A 20,609-nucleotide genomic window follows, 5' to 3' on the forward strand; every position below is an offset into this window, starting at 1 on the left:
AAGTCAGCCGAAGCAGCAGGAAGGGCGGACCGGCCGGCCGTAGCGGGTGAGGAGCTGCTTGAGCAGCCTCGCCAGCTCGGTCGGAGCGAAGGGCTTCGGAACGAAGGCGGCGCGGCCGACCCCTTCGGCCGCGACCCGGGCGGCGGCTGCGCCGCTCATATAGACAATGGCCGCATCGGGACATTGCTTGAGCGCGGCCCTGGACAGAGCGAAGCCGTCGGTCGCGCTGCCGAGATTGATGTCGGTAACCACCGCGTCGAATTCGCGGTCGCAATCCAGCCGCTCCAGGGCCTCTTCGGCGCTGGTCAGGCCGATCGTTTCGAACCCTTCCGAGTCGAGCAGATCGGTCAGCATTTCGACGATCAGGGGCTCGTCGTCGACCACCATCACCCGGGAAGGCATGTCAGATCGCCCTCGCGAAGCGAAGCTCGGCCGCCAGTCCGCCCGGCTGCCAGCGAAGGTCGAGGGCACCCCTGCGCGAGGCCATGACCCGCTGCATCAGCTGCAGGCCCTTGCCTTCCGGCCGCGACGTTCCGGTGACGGGCCGATCGGAGCTTTCGGCCCAGCCGATCACGAGCTGCTCGTCGTCCATCCGGCCGGTAAGCACCACTTCGCCCGACGCGCTGAAGGCGCCATGCTTGGCGGAATTGACGCACAATTCGCCGAGCACCATCGCCAGGGCGTCGATTTCGCTCTGGCGGAGCTCGACATCGGGCAGAGCTTCGAAGCGGACCGGACAGGTCGGAGTCTCGTAAGGCGTCACGATCGCCGGAAGCAGGCCGGGCAGGCGGCAAAGGGCGCCTTCCTTCTGCTCGATCGTCTGGGCCGCGGCCAGAGCGCCGAGCCGCGCGAGCATGTCGGCCGTGAAGCGCTCCTTTTCGCGGTCGCCGCGAGCGAAGGCGGACATCAGGATTCCGACGATATGGTAGGCGTTGCGAAGCCTGTGCCGCATTTCCGCGGCCACCGCGTCGGCCGCCTCGTTGGCGAGAACGAGTTCGGTGATGTCGCGCGAGATCGAAATGAAGCCGCCAAGCTCGCCGGCCTGGTCGAACCGGCGCAGGGTGACGTCCCACCATTTGCTGGCCCCCTTCGCCGTCGGGCAGGGCGCCTGGAAGCGGACCACGTCGCCGAGCGTCGCCTCGGCAAGGGCCGAGGCGATCAGCTCCCTGTTCTCGGCCGGCCAGAGGCTTTCCCAGCTCTGCCCGGCAACGGCGCAGAAATCGTCGATTTCCATGGCGCACTGACCGTTGCGGTTCATGTAATCCAGCCGGCCGTCGCGGCCGAGGATCTTGATGCAGTCCGGGCTCTGGTCCAGGATCGCGAGAAGCATCTCGGTCGACGCGGCTGCGACCGGGAGGGTTTCAACGACTTGCATGGCTTGGGCCGGGCTCGGGCGCATCGATCATCAACTCCATCATGGCCGTTGCCGGCGGTCCGCACCGGCCATCGCGCTGGCCTTGGCGGGATCGCCGCCCTTGCGGCTCGCCTCGAAACGCCCGGCCATATTTCTTGTCGTTTTGCAGGTGACGGCCGGATCCGGTCGCGATCCGCCACGAGAGGTTTCCGAAGCCAGCAAGCTGAGCTCCGGACGTGACAGAACGCATGTTTGTTCAAAGGGTTGCGTGCACCGAACGAATGGGATCGGAAAGCTTTGGCCGATCGCCTGAGCGGTCTGATCGGGCCGGTCCGGATCCCTGGCAGGGGCTTGCCGGGAACGATATGGCCGGGTGCGGTGTTGGCGCAAAATGACCGACAGCAAGGATTATGTTCCGCCCAAAGTCTGGACCTGGGACCAGGAAAGCGGCGGCCGCTTCGCCCATATCAACCGGCCGATCGCCGGCCCCACGCACGACAAGGCGCTGCCGGTGGGCAAGCATCCGCTTCAGCTCTACTCGCTGGCCACGCCGAACGGGGTCAAGGTCACGATCATGCTGGAAGAGCTGCTCGAGCTTGGCCATCAGGGGGCGGAATATGATGCCTGGCTGATCCGGATCCTGGAAGGCGACCAGTTCGGAAGCGGCTTCGTCGAGGTGAACCCCAACAGCAAGATCCCGGCGCTTGTGGACCGGAGCGGGCCCACCCCGGTGCGGGTGTTCGAATCGGGCGCCATCCTCGTCCATCTCGCCGAAAAGTTCGGGGCCTTTCTGCCCCGCGACGACGAGGCGCGGGCCGAGTGCCTCTCCTGGCTGTTCTGGCAGATGGGCAGCGCCCCCTTTCTCGGCGGCGGCTTCGGCCATTTCTATGCCTATGCGCCGGTGAAGATCGAATATGCGATCAACCGCTACACGATGGAGGTGAAGCGGCAGCTCGACGTCCTCGACCGCCGGCTGGCCGAAACCGAATATGTGGCGGGAAACGAATATAGCATAGCCGACATCGCCATCTGGCCCTGGTATGGCGCCCTTCTCCAGGGCGAGCTCTACGAGGCGGCGGAGTTCCTCCAGGTCCAGGATTACAGGAACCTGCAGCGCTGGACCGAGCTCGTCGCCAGCCGTCCGGCCGTTCGGCGCGGACGGATGGTGAACCGGACCAGCGGCGATCCGGCCACGCAGCTTCACGAACGGCACGATCGATCGGATTTCGACACCCGGACCCAGGACAAGCTTCAGGGCCAGGAGGACAAGTCCGGCGCCTGACCCGGTCAGTGGGGGCGGCGGAGTTCGGCCGATCGGCTCTTCGCGCCCCGGTTCGCTGCCCGGCGCCCTACCGGCGGCTTCGACTTTCGAGCTGCGCCAGCTGCGCCGAATCGCGGCGGTAGACGTCCGGACGATAGACGATCCGTCCGTTTTCCGGCACCGCCGTCAGGTAGGTGATGTAGATCGGCACCGGGGAGGGGAGATCGAGCTGCTGTTCCGGTTCGCTCGAACGCGGGCGAACCGTCCGGCCGAACAGCCAGCGGGCAAGCCGAGGCGCATCTTCCAGTCGGACGCAGCCGGCGCTGAACTGCCGCAACTCCTCCCGCATCAGGTTTCGTTCGGGCGTGTCGTGAAGATAGATTCCGAGATCGTTCGGGAACATGAACTTCATCGCGCCCATCGCATTTCCCGGTCCCGGAAGCTGGCGGACCCGGACTTCGCTCCGGCCCGCAGCGACGGCGGCCCAGTCGACATCCTCAAAGTCCAGCCGGACGGAATCGTCGGTCCAGCCGGAAAGCAATTCGAAGCGCCGCCGGTCGAAATAGGCCCGGCCCTCGCGAAGGATGGATGGCGCGACGCTCCTCTGGACGAGGTCGGGGGGGACGTTCCAATAAGGGTTGAGAGTGAGATAGCGGACCCGGCCGGCCATCATCGGAGTCGGCTGGTTGGGTTCGCCGACCACCACCCGCATCGAATCCTGGACCTGACCGTCCTCGTAGAGCCAGAGCCGCGCGGCGGCGGCGTCGACCAGAATGTAGCGCCGCCCGAGATTGGCGGGCAAAGCCCGGGCCCGTTCCAGGTTGAGCCGAAGCAATCGCGGATCGCCGGCGGCCGTGGCGCCGTTGCCGTTCAAAGCCGCGATCGTCCGGGAACCGGCAATGCCGTCGACGGGAAGTCCGCGCGCTTCCTGGAAGCGGCGAACCGCATCGTCCAGTTCGCCGTCGAAACCGCCCTCCGGGTCGAGCCCGAGCCGGGCCCGGAGCAGTCGCACCCGAAGGCCCTCGGAGCCGAGGCGGAGCGCCGGGCCGGCGGGGACGGGGATGCCCTCGTCCCGATCGGGCTCGTCCAGGCTTGCGGCGAGCGCGTCGCGAATCCGGGCGTAAATCGGATTCATCCAGCCCATGCTTTCGACATAGCGGCCAAGCGACGGAGTCGCGGCCGCTTCGATCAGCACCTGGCTTCGTTTCGGCACCTCCGGACGAAGCGAAGGGTCGGCATAGACCATGCCGACATCGCGAGTCCGCCGAACGTCGCGGACGTAGGACACGAACATTCGCGAAAGCAGCATCTCGGCCCTGGCGAGGGCGCGGGGCGAGCCGTCCTGTGCCGACTCGAAAGCGCGGGCGATCTCGCCCGGCCGGTAGTCGCGTGGATCGAGGCCGTCGGCTTCGGCCGTTTCGAAGAGTTCGAGAAGCGCCCGGGCTTCAGGCCCGATCCGGCCGTCGCGGATCCAGAGCGGCCGGTAAAGCCGGCTTCGGTAGAATTGCCGGATCTCGCGATCTCCGCCCACGTCCTGAAGGGCGGCCTGGACGGGATCCATCTGCACCTGCGCCTCGACCGGAGCGGCGACAAGGACCAGCGCCGCCGCAAGCCAGGACAGCCGGCCTGATCGAATGCGCGTTTTCGGATGTTCGGAAGATTGCGATCGCACGTCGCTTCGACTCACCATGACAGACCCGGCGCCGGATCGACGCCACTGGAACAACGAGGACCAGCGCCGGGCGTTCCCGAAGGGGAGGCGCCGCGCATCCGCGACGGCGGCGCCTGTTCACGCCTTTCCTCAGCCGCGCTCGCCGCTGCGCGCCGGCTGCTGCTGCGGCGGCGGCATCGTCGAGGTCGGAAGCGACTGGGCCTGCTGATAATGCATCTGGATCGCCGGCACGACGCGCGAGGCAAAGGCGCGAAGCTCCGGGCGATCGCCCTGCGAGGCATAATTGCCGTGCAGGGTCAGCGCTTCCTGGTGCGCCATCAGCTGCTCGTTCCGGTAGGCGCTGTCGAAATTGGCCGGAGTCGCGGCGACGAGCCGGTCGAGCATCTGGCGGTGGTGCGGCATCATCGTCCTGGGCGGAGGCGCCATTCCGAGCGTCTGGGCCAGAGCCATCATCTCGTTGCTGGTGCGCGTATGATCGTTGATCATCATCTGCGCGAACGACTGGACGGCCGGATTGCTGGATCTTTGCAGAGCGAGCCGGCTGGATTCGATTTCGAACATGTCGCTGCTCGCCGCCATGGCCATGTAGCCAGGAGCGCTGAGCGGCGAAGTCGGATCGAGAGCTGCGGCGGTCGCCGGTTCCGGAGCGGAATCCCGGGTCGCACATCCCGCAACGAGTGCGGCGGCGCTGAGTGCGATGAACAATTGCTTCATGACGGTCTCCCTGTTCTTCCCCGCGCTGCAGATATGCTTGGACGCCGCAGATGTTCCGCAGACGTGACGGTCAGGCGCGAAGTTCGGCGCCCGCAGAGGCATGATGAAGGTCCGCAACGACCCGGCGAGTTCGACGTTGGTCGGGTTTGGTGGGATCGCAGATGGACCAGTTCGACAAGGCGCTGCCGTCCGTCCTGGAGACGGGGCGCAATTGCTGGCGGATCGAGGAGGCGGATCGGGCGGCGCTGATCGTCGACGCCGCCGACTATTTCGCAGCGGTGCAGGAAGCGCTTCGAAGCGCTCGCCGACAGGTGCTGATGATCGGCTGGGACTTCGACACCCGGATCTGCCTGGACGGGCCCGGCGGGAGGAGTTCGACGAGCCTCGGTCGGTTCATTCTCCAGCTCGCCAGGGACCGGCCGGAGCTCAAGATCCACATCCTGAAATGGAATCTCGGAGCGTTGAAGATCCTCGGCAGGGGGAGGATGCTCCTGTCGGTGCTTCGCTGGATCAGGCGGCGCAATATCGAGATGAAGCTCGACGGCGCTCATCCGGTCGGCGCCAGCCATCACCAGAAGCTGGTGGTGATCGACGACAGCCTCGCCTTTTGCGGCGGAATCGACATGACCTCGGACCGGTGGGACACGCGCGAGCATCGAGACGCGGATCCGCGGCGGAAGCGGCCCGGCGGCAAATCCTATGGGCCGTGGCACGACGTCACCATGGCGCTGACCGGGCCGGTCGCCAGGGCGCTGGCCGAGCTCGGGCGCGATCGCTGGAAGCGGGCGACGGGCAAGACGCTGCCCGTCGTCACGGATCCCGGAGATCGGTGGCCGAGCCGGCTTCGCGCCACCTTCGAACATGTGCCGGTGGCGATATCGCGCACCCGGTCCGAACATGCCGGGTGCAGCGAACTGCGCGAGAATGAAGCGCTTTTCGTCGACCTGATCGCCTCGGCCCGGCGCTTCATCTATGCCGAGAACCAATATTTCGCCTCGCGTGTCGTCACCGAAGCGATCGTCCGCCGGATGCAGGAAGCCGATCCGCCGGAATTCGTGCTCGTCATGCCCGAAAAGGCCGACGGGTGGCTCGAGCAGGTGGCGATGGACACGGCGCGGGCGCAGATGATTGCCCTGATCGCCAAGGCCGATCACCGGAAGCGCTTCCGCATCTATCATCCCTTCACGGCCGGGGGCGAGGCGATCTATGTCCATGCCAAGCTGATGATCGTCGACGATGAAGTGCTTCGGGTCGGCTCGTCCAACATGAACAACCGCTCGCTGGGGCTCGACAGCGAATGCGACGTGACGATCGACGCCCGGCTGTGCCGGAAGACGGATGTCCGGCCGCTCATTGCCGGAATCAGGCTCGACCTCATGGCGGAGCATCTTGGCTGCACCCCGGGCGATCTCGCCGGTGCGCCGTCGATGATCGAGGCGATCGAACGGCTTCGAACCTCCGGCCGATCGCTCCGCCCCCATGTTCCCGAAGCGCCCGGCGCCGCGGCCGACCTGCTGGCGCAGCAAGGCTATCTCGATCCCGGCGCCGAGGGCGCTCCACCCTATGAGCAGATCGCCCGGCGACGGCGATGGCGCTGGCGCAGGCCGACCGGCTGATCCGAGGCTCGGCCGCCCGATCATCGGGCCCGATGGTGGGCTTGGCGCCGAGACTTCGCCCCGCTGACCTTCCTCCTGGCGCATTTCGGGAGCGTCTCACCGGCCATTGATTATGGTCGCCAACCCCGCCCAAGATGCGCCAGCGTAATAATGTCGAATGCGGAACGATCGAGGAAAGGGGCCGAAATATTGAGCAATGGTGAGTCCAGGACCCGTGAATAGTTGATGAACGCAGGCTTTAGAAGCCGAGTAAAGCCCAAAGTAGAGGGCAGGAACGACTTGGGACGACTCCGGGTTTTTACCTGTGCGGTCGCCGGAAATGCGGCCGCTGATTTCCACAGTAATGGAGTAAAGCCATGAAACTCAAGCTCACAGCCACCGCCCTTGCGGCCTGTCTCGTTCTCGGCGGCACCGCCTTCGCCGATCCCCCGCGCAATCGGGACCGAGCGTCCTCGACCAGCGCTTCGGGTGGCGTAGCCGTTGCCGGACCGGATGGAGCCGCCGCCGGCGGAATCGCCGCCAGCCGCGCCGAACAGCGCCGCGACCGCAACCGCCGCGGAATGAATGCGCAGCGCGAGCTGTGCGTGCCCGGAAGCGTTTCGACCTCGACGTCCGGCGCCGTCTATACCGATCGCCGTCGGGGCAGTGCCGCGATCAACACAAACGGAACGGCTGCCGGCTCCGGAACGGTGAGGAGCAGCTCGGAAGGCGAGGTCTACAGCTCGACCGATCGCACCGGCTCGCAGGCCGACGCTTACGGCAATTCGAGCGCCGTCGCTCGGGAACCGACCCGTCGCTGCTAATCGGAAGGGCGGTGCGGCCTCCGGAGGGAGGCCGCACCCACCGCCATCGAGGAGCGAGTCCCATGATTGCCCGGATCGGCCTGATTTCCCTCTGCCTTGCCGCCACGGCTTCGTCCGCGGGCACAGGGCTGCCTCAAACGGAGTGTGAGATGGTTCGAATCCTCGCCGACGGGCGCGAAGTGCGCACTCGCGGACCGGCCAATGCCGGGATCTCGGTTTCGGTGGACGGGCGTTCGTCCGCGGCCTCGGCCGCTGCCCGGTCCCAAGGTTCGTCCCGGTCCTCGGTGAGCGTGTCCTCGTCGAGCTCGTCCTCGAGCTCGGGGAATGGCGACGCAAATGCTCGGGCGACCTCGTCCTACACGGATTCAGAGGGACGGACCGTCACCACCACAAGGGACGAAAATGGTTGCACGATCGTCATCGACGAACGTGCCGACACAGGAGAATGATGATGTCTGCTTATCTGAAGAAGGGGGCACTGACCTCCGCGATCGGCCTTGCCGCCCTTGGGCTGGCGCTTCCCGCTGCGGCCCAGCAGCAGCCGATCACCACCGGCACCAGCGGCGGCGTGACCGGAACCGACGTTTCGGCGAGCACCTGCGGCCAGGGCTCGACCGATGGCACCAGCATGACCGTTTCGGGCTGCGCCGATGCCGAGGCTCGGGACGGCGGCACCGCCGCGACCCGGACCCGGGCCCAGACCAACCATCGCCGGGCGATGCAGCATTCGACCGCGACTGCCCGCGACGAGGACGAACGGGCGCGATCGCGCACCCACACGATCGTCCGCAATGGCCAGGTCGTTCGATCGCGCACTTCGTCCATGTACAAGGAACGGGGCGAGCGGCCGGTCCGTGAAACCGTCACCAGCAGCACCCGCCAGCAGGGGCAGGGCCCCCGCTAAGCCAGGCCCAAGCGACGTCGCCGGCCGCGGCCAGAGCCGCGCCGGCGACGATCCTGTTTTCCCTATCTTCGAAGCCGCCGCCGCCCCGGCAATCAACGCCGGGCGCCTGGCGGCGCTCTATCGTTCGGAACCACGCGCCAGATCGTGTTGGACAGGTCGTCGGCGACGATCAGGGCGCCGCGCGGATCGACGGTGACGCCGACCGGCCGACCCATCGTCCGCCCGTCCGCCTGGAAACCGGTCACGAAATCGATTGGCGGCCCCGAAGGCCGACCGCCCCGGAACGGAACGAACACGACCTTGTAGCCGACCGGGCGATTGCGGTTCCAGCTGCCATGCATTCCGACAAAGACGCCCTCCGCGAAACGCGATCCCATCGCCGGGCCCGAAAAGGCGAGGCCGAGCGGCGCCGTATGGGACTGGAGCGCGTAATCGGGTCGGATCGTCGCCCGGACCTTTTCCGGATCGGCCGGCCGGACCCTGGGGTCCACGTTCGGTCCCCAATAAGCATAAGGCCAGCCGTAGAAGGCGCCTTCACGAACCGAGGTGAGATAATCGGGGACGAGATTGGGGCCGAGCTCGTCGCGTTCGTTCACCACCGCCCAGAGCGTTCCGCTGCCGGGCTGGACGGCCAGAGCGGTGGGATTGCGAAGCCCGGTCGCGAACGGACGCGAGGCGCCGGTCCGGGCATCGACCTGCCAGATCATCGCCCGGTTTTCCTCGACCTCCATTCCGCGCTCGCCGACATTGCTGTTCGATCCGATACCGACATAAAGGAAGCGGCCGTCGGCCGAGGCGGTCAGAGCCTTGGTCCAGTGATGGTTGATCGCCGAAGGCAGCGGAGTCACGGTGACCGGCGGGCCGCTCGCTCGGATCTGGCCCGGCCGATAGTCGAACCGGACCAGAGCGTCCTGGTTGGCGACGAACAGCTGGTTGCCGGCCAGAGCGAGACCGTAGGGCGCGTTGAGATTTTCGGCGAAGACGGCCCGCCCTTCATAGGTGCCGTCGCCGTCGGAATCGCGAAGCAGGGTCAGGCGATCGCCGCCGCTGACCGAAGTGGTGCCCTTTTTCTTGAAATAGCCGGCGATCAGGTCCTTCGGAGTCAGGATCGGAGCGCCGCCGCCCCGTCCTTCGGCGACCAGGATGTCGCCATTGGGAAGCACCAGGGTCTGGCGCGGGATGCGCAGATCGGTGGCGATGGCGCTGATCGAATAGCCTTCCGGGACGGCCGGCCGCCTGTCACCCCATTCGCCCGGCTCGGCGATCGCCATGCTCGGAAGCAGTCCGCGGCTGGGCTGGGGCAGATCCGGATTGGGGCCGTGCTGAACGACTTCGGGATCGCCGCCGCAGGCGGACAGCAAGGCCGTGGCGATCCCCGCCCCGAAGATCCGGCGCCGGAGGCTCATTCGTCCGCTCCCGAACGCCAGCCGGAAAAGCCGACCCAGGTCGCGGCGAAGGCGAGAAGGAAGACGATCACCGACAGGATGAGGCCTTCGGGCATCGCCGCCCAGCCATCCTTGGCATGGACCAGCGCATTGCCGATGCCGAGCAGCAAGGTGACGAGGAGCAGGGCGACGAGAAGCCAGCGGCGGCGGCGCGCGGCGACATCCGCCCGAAGCGCGTCGACCAGCGACCACAGCAAGGCGAAGCCGGTGAAGATTATTCCTCCGGCGATCAGCCAGGAGGCGAAGTTGGTCCACTGGATCTGGTAGCTGGCCGAATAGGCCCAGTCGCTGAGCAGCGCCCCCAGGAACAGGGGAATCGTCCCGGCGATCAGCACGGCCGGAACGGGGTGGAGTCTTTGCGAACGGCTCCACGTCCCGCTGTGCGCCAAGGCTCGTCTCCTTCCCGCAAGGGCGGCCGGTGCACGGCCGCGAAATCAGGCTGCCGGTTCAACCGGCTCGACGACAGGCAAATGCAAAAAAGGGCGCAAGGGTTCCCGAACAGCCTCGCGAACAGGCGGCCGGTGAGGGCATGTGAGGGAGCTTCTTCGAAGATCCGAATCGGCAGACGTTTCCTGGAGCGCTGGTTAGCGGCTTCACGTCGACGTCAGCTCTGCGCCATAGCCAGACGTTCTAGGCTAGGGACGATCTCCCCGAAAGCAGCCGTCCGTTGGCAGCATGAGCCATCCTCGTCAAAGGGCTCAAAGCGGTCGTTGGCTTTGCGAAGCTCCCTCTGGTGCTGTGGCGATGGCGTTTAGGTGGTTACGATGTTCTACTTGGGTTTCATTGAGTAGCCATTCATAGATCGGCCGGATGGGAAAAGCCACTAGCGGACATTCAGCTTGTCACCCTATTCCTGCCTCGGCACCAATACGGCGATAGGGGATAAGGCCGGGCGGCGCCCTGGCGACTAATGCAGATCCAGCGGCCGAAAGGCTCAGCCGGTGGGCACTGGCGATGGTACTGCTCGATGATGCTTAGTCGTAATGAGGGCCATCTACGTGGGTGCTGCTGAAATCCACGCCGCGCCGCGTCGCTACGAGGTCGAAGCGCTTGAAGAACGCGAGAGCTTGGCCTGGCGTAACACGCACCTCTACCGCACGCACCTCAGCCGGAGCTGGCTCAAAGTCAGCAGTTCGAAGGAGATATGCGACCAGCGACACGTCGGTCACGGGCGTGCCGCGGTTCTCGCCGGACGTGATTCTGAATCCAACGACGCGCTCGTCCTTCTCGGCTTTTCCCAGGGACACCAGATGATCGCCAAGTGCGACATTGTCTGAGATGTCCGCAGCGACGGTCCCCTTGAAATCGTTGTATTGAACTCCAGCGTTGAAGGTATCCATTTCTATATCCTCTTGCTGCTAATCTGCGCGAGCCGTCGTTCAAAATTACCTACGAGTGTTACTGCGAGCGGCAGACACTCGCTATCTTCGAATTCGATCCGGAGCGGGTGGTGCCCGATTGATCAATGAAGCGAAGCTGAAGCATCGGCTCTGCTGCCTGCAGCTGTGCAATTTCGGCGTCCTTGCGGGCAAGCTCCTTCGCGCTGTCGTCTGCCTCCGGATCTTTCAGCCAGTGAGCTGGCAGCATTTGTACCGGCAGCCCGAAATGCTCCGAAGTCATCGCCGCCGCGAAACTATCATCTGTCAGGAGCAGGACATCAGCTCCCCCACCGAGGCTCGCAAGAGCTTGATTGATGATGGCTTGGTCGTCATCGGAAGGATCAATTTCCTCACGCACCTTCGCCTGGTTCGGCGTGCCGGGGGCGAGACGAAGCACAACCCGAGGCTCGGTTCGCGAATCAGTTCCGCTCGCGCCATGGTCGCCACCAGTTCGCGCACCTTCGTGCTGACGGAGCGGGCAACCTTCCCGACCCTGCCCAGCCGATTTTTCAGCCGATCAAGCTCGCGGATCACTGGCCCGGAAAGCATGACGTCGATGTCGTCTCGGCCGAGCTCCTCCCAGGACTGATCTTTGAGCGCGCGCCCCTGTATGAAGACGTTTCTGTCGAGAAAGACGATCAAGGGCGCTCGGTCATTCATCAGACCTTTGTATCGCCCAGGCGACCCGTCTTCCAGCGCACACAGGAGCCTAAAAGCAAGAGGCGGAAGATCGCTCTTCCGCCCCCTACTGGTGACGCTGGCGCAACTGCGCCGATGGTCCGGGGCCGGCCGCACCAGCAGACCAGCCAACGATCAGTGCCCAGACGGTTTCAAAAGAAACAGAACAGAGCTTCATCACGTTAGTTACTGGGTTCAGGTTGGTGTTCTTGACCTTGTGCGCCTTGCGAGCGCGAGATTTTGAACGTGTAATCATAGGCAATCCCTCCATGAGAATGACGCTCGCGAAGCGAAGAGCCAGAGCCAAAAAGAGGGCACCAATAATCAGCCAGCCTGCGGGAGTTGAACCCCCCAGCACCTCTAAGCCATGAAGGCCGTCATCTATGTAGGCATGAGGCATCGCGCGTTCAATGCCGGATGGGTGTGCCACGTGGCACACCGCCGGTCCGAGGGGCGCGCGAGCTTCGAATCACGCGAACATCGTTTAGAGACTGCTTCGGATCGAGGTTAGCGGTCGTACAGCAGCTCAGCACGGCTATGTCCACTTTGCCGCCCCGCGCTATCGAAAGCAGCGAGTCTGCTTCTGGCCAGGTTCAGCCATTCTCTAGGAACCCATCCTGGCCAATGGAAGAAGGGCGCGCCAGTGGCTTAAGCGGCCGTTCGCTCAGATGATCCGGAACTGCGAGGGCAGCTCGAGGATGTGACGAACCGAGTTTGTTCGGCACAGGAAGCGCTCCATAACGGATCGTGTCTTTGGGATTGGAGCCTACACGGGCAATCACCTCGACCGGGCTCTTTCGTGTAGTGTAGAGGTTGCCCATCGTCAGAATCTCATGCGTCTAGCGATCCGAGCGTCATTGTCCTCGCGTTCCGCGTCGCGGAGGTATGACTTTTCCATCCCGCGCAGAACCGCTGCCAGTCGGGGATGAGTATACTCCATGGCCTTTGCCCAGCCGCCATATCGGGCTGCGAGCTCGCGTTCTGCTCCGCCCCCTTCGCCACGGAAATGAGCACCACGCGAGTTGAAGAGCGCGACGTGGAGCCCGCTTTCGATCTGCTGGTTCAGCACCTGCTCCAGAACGTCACGGACAGGAAGGCAGGGCCATACGCCATCTTCCGCCGCTGGCGCATTCGAAAGGAGCTTTCCGATAGATTGGTCCCCCATCGTTGTCCGCGCCAATCCCGCGCATCCCTCGCGAACTTGTTCAATCCAGGTGAGCAACTTCTGCGGGTTGATTGAACCATCATCCTCGGTGCCCGGAACGCGCGACACGTTCTGCAACAACTTGTAAGCTGCCATTGCCCGGTTAGAGTGGTGTTCCTCATCCGCTGCCTGGAGCTCCACCGGATCCTCGGCATCGTCATTACGCTTGAACGCGAAAGCGACTGCCTGGACGAACAATTCGGGCTGGGTCTCAATCCGCCGCTCGAGGTTGACGAGACTGCCTTCGTCCCGATGAAACACATCGATATACTGGAACCCTAGCCCGGACATCTCATCAGTCGAGAACTGCCCGCTCTCATTCAGGAGGCGAAAGGCCTCACGAATGTGGTGCGGTTCCAGCATGTAGGTTTTGGGCGGCTCTTCTGACCGAGTAATGTCGACAAGCATGTCGAACACCGTCCGCGGCGAAAGGACCTTGAGGTCGAAATGGGCGAACTGGAATGCAGCCCGAGGACGGCCAGCTTGGAGCAGACGCGTGACGGCATATGCAAGATCCTCGTCATCCCTATTCCAGCCCGGGTGGATTTCCTTCCAATAGCGCTCGCTGACCTGTTCTCCGAGCTTTTCGACAATTTCCCAAGTGGGACGCGCAAAGGGGGCCAAGACCAATAGAGGGACCAGATCTCCGAGCGTGTAACCCTCTATGACTAGATGCAAGATCGAAGCGGTGTCGTCATCGCTTGCCGCGAATGCCCCCATAATCACCGACGACCGCACGCCGCTCTGGGCGCCGCTTGAGGCCGCGGCGAGGATTGCCGTTGCGATGGCTTGCGGCTTACCCAAAACCTTCGCCAAGGACCAGCCAACATTGTGACTGGCCTGGCCCATTTCCGCGAGCTGCATGACGGAGTCCACTCCTCCCGCTTCATATACCTCGCGGATCGCGGCCTCGCGGAGCTTAGCAATTCGCTCTTTGCGTTTTCTATAGTCGAGATCCTCATCTGCAATCTCGACGGTGGACTCCTCAACCCATGACTGCCTGAACAGCCACTCGTTGCGAAGAACTGGGTCGCGCGGCTCAAGGCGGTCGAAGGCTTGTTGAGCCCTCTCGTCGGACTGGTCTTTTGAACGTTCGCCGCGGCGCTTGACAGCGCGGCGACTGAAAGCTGAGACGCGGATTCTCTCACGCAGCCAAGCTCGATCCTCCTCGGACGCAGTTTCGATCCAGGCATCGACAACGTCCCAGACCTCCAGCTTCAGCGATTCCTCGAGCCCGCTGAGATTGGAAACAAGATCGCCGATCGTGGTGCGAGTGTGGTGGGGCCAATTTAGCGAGAGGCGGAACGCGAACAGCGCAAACTCATTGCGCTCAAAGTTATTCACCGGGTTGCCGTGGCCGTGGCCGTCTGGTCGCCACCGCGGTTTGTGGCTGTAGTGGCCAATGCCGGAATCAGCGGCGAACTGCTCCACACAGACGTGCCATGCAACCGCCGGATGTTTCTCAGCCAGCTTGGCAAGAGCCGCTTCGCGTTGTTCCAGATTTACGCTGGTCTGCGGCATCCAAGAGCGGAAAATGGAAGATAGGCTGCCTGTCGGCTTGTTGACGAGATTGTCGTCGATTGCTTGCTCAGCAAGGCGGCCCAGCACGAGGACCGTGCGCATGAACAGCTCCTCCGACCAGGCGAGATTTTCCAGTGCCCAAAGCAGCCCCGTGCGAGGCGCACGACCGAACGTAACGTCACCAATCGGACGCATCAGACCCAGTGTTTGGGGGTCAGGAGTGGCGAGATCAGCTTCGATGATAGAAAGAAACGTCTCGGGGGCCGCCTCAGCGTAGAGGGGCAGGTTGTCGGATTGGGATTCCAGAGTTCTGGTCGTGAGCGGCGAGAGCAGTTGGCGCACCATCAGGCTTGCATGGACGGCCGTATCGAAGTTCAAGCGCGGCTTGAACAGGCTTGGTCCATGCACGGCCAGGAGAACCAGGCTCTCAGCCAAGCCTTCTCGCAACGCGCCTGAAATCTCTCTCGTCTTTCCGTAGATGCTGGCAGCCCATTGCTGATCCTCAGGCAACTCTAGTGAAGGATCATCTTCCGACAGCACCAACTCTGCCACGTCAAAGAACCGCTGCAAATCGGCGGTTTGGATCGCATCTTTGATGGCGAAAAGGAGGTCGATCTTGGAGACAATGCCTCGGAACGATCCTGTCGACCAGACCGGCGCGCTGTCGATTGGAAGAAGCCCTGCGAGCCGGCGCTCTAGTTCATCGAACGCGAAATCACCCGCCAGGAACTCCAAGATTGCCCGGTCTGCGTTGTTGTCTGCCTTCCAAGCCCCCGCGAAGAGGAAGGGGATGAGGCTGGTGGCAATTGCCTTGTCCGATGCCCAATCCGGAGTTTGGATAGCGGGCAATCGGGAAAGCCGTCGACGAAGCACCGTGGGAGAACGGCCGGTTTCCCGCTCCAATTGGCTGGTTCGGTCCTCGTCGAGTCCCATTGCTCTGAGTGCTTTCCTGAACGATTCAGAGCTTAGGGTTTCGAGATCGATGTCGGGCACTGATGTCGTCGCGTTGCGCGGATAGACGATAAAGGAAGGCATTGACGCACGAAACGGAGCGAACTCCTTCTCGACTTCGCGCGACGTAATGACCGGTATAAAGTTCGAGACCTCGGCCGCGAGCCTGCTCAGCGTCCCAGGCTCACGGAACACCATCACGCGATCCCGGTAGACCCCGAGTTCGGCATCATCCGCCGCAAGCGCGCTACTGAGGAACGCAAGTGCTTCGTCCCGCGAGTCCGCCGAGATTATTACTGGCTTCGGCTGCTCAGACGTGAGTGCCTTCTTTAGAGTATTCCGGTGTCCTTCAACCGCCTCTGCGAACAGGTTGGGGGCGAGAGCGGGCTCGCAATCCGCAGTCCAAATCTTCCATGCCTCGTCGAGCGAAATTGAGCCTTGGGCATACTGCCCTGTCTCACCCGCAAACCACGTCTGACCTGCAATGGACTGCTCGAGCCACTGCTCCAAATCGCTCGCATCATAGACTCTGACGTCCTTCCAAAGCTTTTCGGACTTACGCTCCTTCACCCAGGCTGCTTTGCCGGGCCAGCTGCGCGGCGTGACGAAGATGAACGTGGTCCGCCTCCGTTGCGCCTCTTCGGTCGCCTGAACGCTCTTCGCGAAATCTCCGTCGGCCTTCTTCTTCGCGTCTTGATTGACACCGAACTCCCAACCGGAGTCGCCTTCAGGGATCCAAGGGGTCGCCTGGGTTGCAGTTACGTGGCCGTCCCATCCAGCGCGCTCACTTTCATCATTGCCTGGGAAATCGACCTTGGTGAGGCCAACTCCGGTCGAATTCACCAAAGTTCGCAGGAGAACCGATAGCCGCTGGCGTGGGGCGATGCCCGACGCCGACCAATCTTCGATCCGCTTCGCTTTGATTTGAAGGAACGGCGGCACGTATGATCTTATGGTGGGCTTGAGCTTGGGCCTTTTAGCCCGGACCGCATCCCACGCGCTTTGCAGGTCCAGTAGCCGTCTTGCGGGGACTCCAAATGCCATTTCCAGTCTTGCCGCCATCTCCGGCGAAAGGTCGGCTTTGCCATTAAGGAAGTTCGACAAGGTTGGTCGACTGACGCCGATCTGCTCGGCAGCCTTCGCCACCTCTAAACCCTTCGGGGCGAGGACTTGTTCGCGCACATAGGCGCCAGGATGCTGGGGTTCGGTGCTCACCCCCGTTCATAGCACCGGTCATCGGCGCTGAACAGAAAGTGTAGCCTTACACGATACAGTTCGTAAGGTTGTGGTGCTTCAGCGTTGTCGGGAAAATCGGCTGCCGGTCACCGTCGGCGCACTTCAAGTTCCAACTCCCATATCAGCGGGCACGCGATGTCCGCTTTGCCCACTGCGACATTCGAAAGCTGACAGTCGGCTCGCGGCCAGATCCGGTCGTGACCGAAACGGCAGTTGCGGTCGCTCAGCGTGGCCCGGGCATGCCGGGGGCCGGACACGATCAGGTGCCGCCCCTATCTCCGCCGACTCAGAACCGACACTTCGGCGGCCCAGCCCAGGAAGCTTCGCCCGGTCACCTCGGCCGGCCGCTGAAGCCGGCCGCTTGCCGAAGCGCGTCACCGTCCATCACATAGCCGTCGCTGACGACGGTGACGACGCGGCGAAGCGCGCCGAGTTCGCGGGACGGATCGCCGTCGACCAGCACCATGTCGGCCTCCTTGCCGACGGCGATGGAACCGGTGCGGCTGTCCGCCCCGACGACGCGCGCGGGGAGGATGGTGGCGCTTTGCAGGGCCTCGGCGGGCGTGAAGCCCGCCTGCTGGTAGATTTCCAGCTCCCGGATCAGCTCGAGGCCGAAGCCGTCGGTGCCCGCAACGATCGGCACGCCCGCGCGATGCAGCCGCCCGACCAGCTCGACCATCCTGGCATAGCTTTGCCGGTAATCGTCGCGCGTATAGCCCTCGACAAGCGGATAGCCTCCGCTGGTGAACACCGAGCGTTCCAGCACCGGCGAGAGGATGCCCATATAGGGCGCATAGGCCGGGTGCGGCCTGCCGCCATCCTGGGTCAGCATGCCTTCGAAGATGACGATGGTCGGGTCGACGATCGTCCGGCGGCGAGCGAGGTCAGCGATGAACCCGCTCATCAACGGACCGTCGAGATCGACATCCTTGAACAGGCGCGCCGGCCCCTCCATCCGCTGCCGGGTATTGGCGCGGTCAACGACGTCCGCGGGCATGGCTTCCATGACGACGAAGTTGAGGTGGGTGAGCTCGTCATAGCCGGCGGCGACCGCCTCGCTCGGCTTCATCCTTGCGGGGACGTGGCCGTGCACATGGAGGCCGAGCCGGTGCGCTTCCGCCGCCACCGGGGCGATCCAGCTCGGGTCCATGCTCGTGTAGAATTTGACGCCCCACAGGCCCGCTTCCCTGATGCGGCGGACCACGGCGATCGCTTCGTCGGCACTGGTCACGACCTCGGCGCCCTGGGCCGCCAGCGGATCCCGCCGGTCGACGATCACCGAGATGAAGGGCTCGCCCATCAGCAGCTCGCCGGCCGCCCTTCGCCGAGTCGCGTCGACGGCGCGGTCGAACGTCGTGCCCGGGCTCCGGAAGCTGGTTATTCCGGTGGCCATGTTCGCCAGAACGTCCCAGTCGCTGCCGATATGCATGTGGCTGTCCCAGATCCCCGGGACCAGAGTCTTGCCGCGGCCGTCGATCACCCGGGCGTTCGCCGGCGCTCGGATCGAGCCCGCCGCGCCGATCGCGGCGATCCGCCCGTCCTGGGCCAGAACCGCGCGATCGGCCAGGAACAGGCCCCGGTCGGCATCGAACAGCTGGACATTGTCGAACAGCACCGGCGCCCGAGCGGCCGGCGTCAGGAAACGCTGCGCCACCGACCTCACTTCCGCGGCCGTCGCGGCCTCCTGCGCGTCGCGCAGCTGCCTCAGCGCCCCTTCATAGCCCGCCGGCATGATCGAGACGTAGCCGATTTCGGCGAAATAGTTCCTGTCCTCGTCGAGCCAGACGGGAACGGGCGATGGAGTCATCCCCCGGATGAAGGCGAGTTGGGCCGTCTTCGGCCCGCGCGGGCCCTGGATTGTCACCGTCGGTCCGAAGGTCATCCGCCCCCTGCCGCTCGGCAGCAGATCGATGCCGCTTTCACCGGCCCGGGCGAGCGCCTCGACCAGCGGCGCATTGGCGATGCCGACCCCGCCCGCCGGGACGTACCAGCCGCCGGCCGGAGCCTCGCCGCGGTCGTTGGCCGTCCTCCAGCTCGCGCGGCCATTCTCCACCCGATAGACTTCGGCGGCGTCGCCGGACATGGTGACGCCGCGCACTTCGAGCGCCTGGATCGTTCCGTCGGGGGCGAGGCTGTTCACCTGATCCATTTCGGTGATCCAGCCGCGAAGCTCCTGCGACCAGCGATAGGCGATGCGGCCGTCGGGCAGCGCCCAGCGCCACTGGTCGCCATGCTTGCCGGCTTCGGAGACCACCACATAATGGTCGGCGCCGGCGGGAGGCTGGAGCAGCTGTTCCTTGGGGACCGGCGTGGACGCCGTGGCCGACGTTGGGGCGTCGTGCGCGAAGACGGCCATCGGCGCGGCGGCGGCAAGCAGGCTGGCGATCAGGAATCGGCGCACGTTCATTCTCCCCCACAGATGGACCAGCGATGACAGCACGGATCGGCAAAGGCAATCGCGCCTCTGGCTGAAGAGCGGTCCGACGAAATCGCCAGCGGCGCTCGCGCGGGTCCGCGCCAGATCGCGAAGAACCTGGCCGACGCGATACCGCAGGAGGCTCAAGTCTGCTTCCTGGTGCGACACACCCGAACGGGTTTTTGATGACCAGACGCCGAGTAACTGGCTTCGCGGGCAGCTCATCGCGGAGCGGATGAGTGGTCCGCGGATTTCCGCTAGGCGGTGCCTGGAGGTGGGATATGCGACGTCGCTTGATCATGCTGGCCGTCTGCCTGGCAGCGGCCGCCTGTTCCGCGGATTCGCAAGGCTACGGCGCCGATCCCGGCGCCGCAGAGTCCGGCTCCGCAGGGAGCGAAGCCGACTCGATCGCAGGCCGTTTCCTCGCCGAGAAAGGCGAGGATATCGAGGCTTGCTTCGCCGACCTCCCCGCGCTTGAGGATCGCGGCGCCACCGCGACGTTCGCGGCAGATGAGGGTCGAATCAACGCCGGGGGCGCGGCACGCCTGGTCCTGGCGATCGACGCTTCGGGATCGATGGCGGGAAGGGTCGGCGGCGAGACGAAGATGGCGGCGGCGAAGGCCGCTGCACGGGATTTCCTGGCCGGTCTGCCCGAGGGCGTGGAGGTCGGCCTGGTCGCGTTCGGTCATCGCGGCGACAATTCGGCCGCCGGAAAGGCGGCAAGCTGCGCCGCCGTCGAGACGATCCATCCGCTCGGCAGCGCCGATCGTGCGGCCGTGACGGCGGCGCTGGGCCGCTTCGATGCGCGGGGCTGGACTCCGCTCGCCGCGGCCATCCGCAATTCGGGCCAGGCTTTCGTCGAGACCGGCCAACCGGGCGCTCAGGTGGTTTACGTCGTCTCCGATGGGGAGGAAACCTGCGGCGGCGATCCGATCGCGGAAGCGCGTGCGCTGCACCAGGGCGGAACCCGCGCGATCGTCAACGTCATCGGCTTCGACCTCGCGGCACGTGACCGGGCGCAACTGCGCGCGGTGGCGGAGGCCGGCGGCGGGCGCTTCGTCGAAGCACGCACGGGCGAAGAGCTGCGACGCGCGGCCGCCGAAGCGCGGCGCGCACTCGGCAATAGCGCCGCCATGGCGCGCACGTCGCTCAGCAACGCCGCCGATCGGTCGCGCAACTCGTTGCGCACGAGCGCCGAAGGCGGAAGACTGACGCTTTGCGTCAGCGCGGCCGCGGGTCGCGAAGCACTGCGCCAGGCCCGCTGGTTGGGCGAGGCCGTGCCCGACCCCGCGCTACGCGAGGCGGTGGCCGACCGGCTGGAACGCCGCCGCGACGCCTATCGGCAGCGCGCGAGGGCGTGGAACGATGTGGCCCGGCAGCGGAGCGATGCCGTCAACACGGCCATCCAGTCGCGCCAGGATGCAACCCGCGAGCGCTACGAAGCGGCACGCTGAT

The 20,609-nt window shown here is 64.8% G+C and carries 17 protein-coding genes; 6 read left to right on the plus strand and 11 right to left on the minus strand.

The genetic code is table 11. The features are described from left to right. Positions 1 to 3: 3 nt before the first annotated feature. A complete protein-coding gene (locus tag ACRYLT_RS09390; RefSeq protein ID WP_482663826.1) occupies positions 4 to 402 on the minus strand; it encodes a response regulator in 399 nt (132 codons plus the stop codon). A gap of 1 nt (position 403) precedes the next feature. Beyond that, the gene (locus tag ACRYLT_RS09395; protein WP_482663827.1) at positions 404 to 1,399 is read right to left on the minus strand and encodes a PAS domain-containing protein; all 996 of its coding nucleotides are present in this window, start codon (positions 1,397 to 1,399) and stop codon (positions 404 to 406) included. A 346-nt stretch (positions 1,400 to 1,745) separates the two neighbouring features. Between ACRYLT_RS09395 and yghU the strand changes: the two genes are divergently transcribed. Further along, positions 1,746 to 2,636 carry a glutathione-dependent disulfide-bond oxidoreductase gene (gene yghU, locus ACRYLT_RS09400; RefSeq protein ID WP_482663828.1) on the plus strand — a complete coding sequence of 297 codons (891 nt, stop codon included), beginning with the start codon at positions 1,746 to 1,748 and terminating at the stop codon, positions 2,634 to 2,636. Positions 2,637 to 2,703: 67 nt separating this feature from the next. Here yghU and ACRYLT_RS09405 read toward each other — a convergent pair whose 3' ends face one another. Together ACRYLT_RS09405 and ACRYLT_RS09410 are read right to left on the minus strand one after the other, a co-directional pair. Continuing rightward, on the minus strand, positions 2,704 to 4,305 hold the full coding sequence (locus ACRYLT_RS09405; RefSeq protein WP_482663829.1) for a L,D-transpeptidase family protein: 1,602 nt from the start codon (positions 4,303 to 4,305) through the stop codon (positions 2,704 to 2,706). Positions 4,306 to 4,416: 111 nt separating this feature from the next. Beyond that, positions 4,417 to 5,001, minus strand: coding sequence for a DUF4142 domain-containing protein (locus ACRYLT_RS09410; protein WP_482663830.1), 585 nt, complete (start codon positions 4,999 to 5,001; stop codon positions 4,417 to 4,419). A gap of 161 nt (positions 5,002 to 5,162) precedes the next feature. Between ACRYLT_RS09410 and ACRYLT_RS09415 the strand changes: the two genes are divergently transcribed. The 4 genes from ACRYLT_RS09415 to ACRYLT_RS09430 all read left to right on the plus strand — a co-directional run bounded on the left by ACRYLT_RS09415 (position 5,163) and on the right by ACRYLT_RS09430 (position 8,324). Then, entirely contained in the window at positions 5,163 to 6,617 is a 1,455-nt protein-coding gene (locus ACRYLT_RS09415) for a phospholipase D-like domain-containing protein (RefSeq protein WP_482663831.1), read from the plus strand. Positions 6,618 to 6,973: 356 nt separating this feature from the next. Further along, positions 6,974 to 7,420: a hypothetical protein gene (locus tag ACRYLT_RS09420; RefSeq protein ID WP_482663832.1), complete on the plus strand. Its 447-nt coding sequence runs from the start codon at positions 6,974 to 6,976 to the stop codon at positions 7,418 to 7,420. A 149-nt stretch (positions 7,421 to 7,569) separates the two neighbouring features. Beyond that, positions 7,570 to 7,869, plus strand: a complete 300-nt coding sequence (locus ACRYLT_RS09425) for a hypothetical protein (RefSeq protein WP_482663833.1) — start codon at positions 7,570 to 7,572, stop codon at positions 7,867 to 7,869. A 2-nt stretch (positions 7,870 to 7,871) separates the two neighbouring features. Next, positions 7,872 to 8,324 carry a hypothetical protein gene (locus ACRYLT_RS09430; protein WP_482663834.1) on the plus strand — a complete coding sequence of 151 codons (453 nt, stop codon included), beginning with the start codon at positions 7,872 to 7,874 and terminating at the stop codon, positions 8,322 to 8,324. A gap of 92 nt (positions 8,325 to 8,416) precedes the next feature. Here the strand turns inward: ACRYLT_RS09430 and ACRYLT_RS09435 are convergent, their stop codons facing one another. From ACRYLT_RS09435 to ACRYLT_RS09465, 7 genes are all read right to left on the minus strand, one after another. After that, positions 8,417 to 9,730, minus strand: coding sequence for a PQQ-dependent sugar dehydrogenase (locus ACRYLT_RS09435; protein ID WP_482663835.1), 1,314 nt, complete (start codon positions 9,728 to 9,730; stop codon positions 8,417 to 8,419). Continuing rightward, complete coding sequence (locus ACRYLT_RS09440) at positions 9,727 to 10,158, minus strand: DUF2231 domain-containing protein (RefSeq protein WP_482663836.1); 432 nt, start codon at positions 10,156 to 10,158, stop codon at positions 9,727 to 9,729. The genes ACRYLT_RS09435 and ACRYLT_RS09440 overlap by 4 nt, the downstream gene beginning before the upstream one ends. Before the next feature lie 585 nt (positions 10,159 to 10,743). After that, on the minus strand, positions 10,744 to 11,109 hold the full coding sequence (locus ACRYLT_RS09445) for a hypothetical protein (protein WP_482663837.1): 366 nt from the start codon (positions 11,107 to 11,109) through the stop codon (positions 10,744 to 10,746). A 58-nt stretch (positions 11,110 to 11,167) separates the two neighbouring features. Continuing rightward, positions 11,168 to 11,545, minus strand: a complete 378-nt coding sequence (locus ACRYLT_RS09450; protein WP_482663838.1) for a hypothetical protein — start codon at positions 11,543 to 11,545, stop codon at positions 11,168 to 11,170. 348 nt (positions 11,546 to 11,893) lie between these two features. Beyond that, positions 11,894 to 12,226 carry a hypothetical protein gene (locus ACRYLT_RS09455; RefSeq protein WP_482663839.1) on the minus strand — a complete coding sequence of 111 codons (333 nt, stop codon included), beginning with the start codon at positions 12,224 to 12,226 and terminating at the stop codon, positions 11,894 to 11,896. A gap of 423 nt (positions 12,227 to 12,649) precedes the next feature. Then, a complete protein-coding gene (locus ACRYLT_RS09460) occupies positions 12,650 to 16,717 on the minus strand; it encodes a HigA family addiction module antitoxin (protein WP_482663840.1) in 4,068 nt (1,355 codons plus the stop codon). Positions 16,718 to 17,069: 352 nt separating this feature from the next. Then, positions 17,070 to 19,301 carry an amidohydrolase family protein gene (locus tag ACRYLT_RS09465; RefSeq protein ID WP_482663841.1) on the minus strand — a complete coding sequence of 744 codons (2,232 nt, stop codon included), beginning with the start codon at positions 19,299 to 19,301 and terminating at the stop codon, positions 17,070 to 17,072. Positions 19,302 to 19,435: 134 nt separating this feature from the next. Between ACRYLT_RS09465 and ACRYLT_RS09470 the strand changes: the two genes are divergently transcribed. After that, a complete protein-coding gene (locus tag ACRYLT_RS09470; protein ID WP_482663842.1) occupies positions 19,436 to 20,608 on the plus strand; it encodes a vWA domain-containing protein in 1,173 nt (390 codons plus the stop codon). Position 20,609 lies beyond the last annotated feature (1 nt).

It is taken from the genome of Sphingosinicella sp. SM1-17, from assembly GCF_056821765.1.

Coding starts and splice junctions, on each gene's coding strand:
- ACRYLT_RS09390 (WP_482663826.1), bottom strand. CDS start 402: ATGCCTTCCCGGGTGATGGTGGTCGACGACGAGCCCCTGATCGTCGAA.
- ACRYLT_RS09395 (WP_482663827.1), bottom strand. CDS start 1,399: ATGCGCCCGAGCCCGGCCCAAGCCATGCAAGTCGTTGAAACCCTCCCG.
- yghU (WP_482663828.1), top strand. CDS start 1,746: ATGACCGACAGCAAGGATTATGTTCCGCCCAAAGTCTGGACCTGGGAC.
- ACRYLT_RS09405 (WP_482663829.1), bottom strand. CDS start 4,305: ATGGTGAGTCGAAGCGACGTGCGATCGCAATCTTCCGAACATCCGAAA.
- ACRYLT_RS09410 (WP_482663830.1), bottom strand. CDS start 5,001: ATGAAGCAATTGTTCATCGCACTCAGCGCCGCCGCACTCGTTGCGGGA.
- ACRYLT_RS09415 (WP_482663831.1), top strand. CDS start 5,163: ATGGACCAGTTCGACAAGGCGCTGCCGTCCGTCCTGGAGACGGGGCGC.
- ACRYLT_RS09420 (WP_482663832.1), top strand. CDS start 6,974: ATGAAACTCAAGCTCACAGCCACCGCCCTTGCGGCCTGTCTCGTTCTC.
- ACRYLT_RS09425 (WP_482663833.1), top strand. CDS start 7,570: ATGGTTCGAATCCTCGCCGACGGGCGCGAAGTGCGCACTCGCGGACCG.
- ACRYLT_RS09430 (WP_482663834.1), top strand. CDS start 7,872: ATGTCTGCTTATCTGAAGAAGGGGGCACTGACCTCCGCGATCGGCCTT.
- ACRYLT_RS09435 (WP_482663835.1), bottom strand. CDS start 9,730: ATGAGCCTCCGGCGCCGGATCTTCGGGGCGGGGATCGCCACGGCCTTG.
- ACRYLT_RS09445 (WP_482663837.1), bottom strand. CDS start 11,109: ATGGATACCTTCAACGCTGGAGTTCAATACAACGATTTCAAGGGGACC.
- ACRYLT_RS09455 (WP_482663839.1), bottom strand. CDS start 12,226: ATGCCTCATGCCTACATAGATGACGGCCTTCATGGCTTAGAGGTGCTG.
- ACRYLT_RS09470 (WP_482663842.1), top strand. CDS start 19,436: ATGCGACGTCGCTTGATCATGCTGGCCGTCTGCCTGGCAGCGGCCGCC.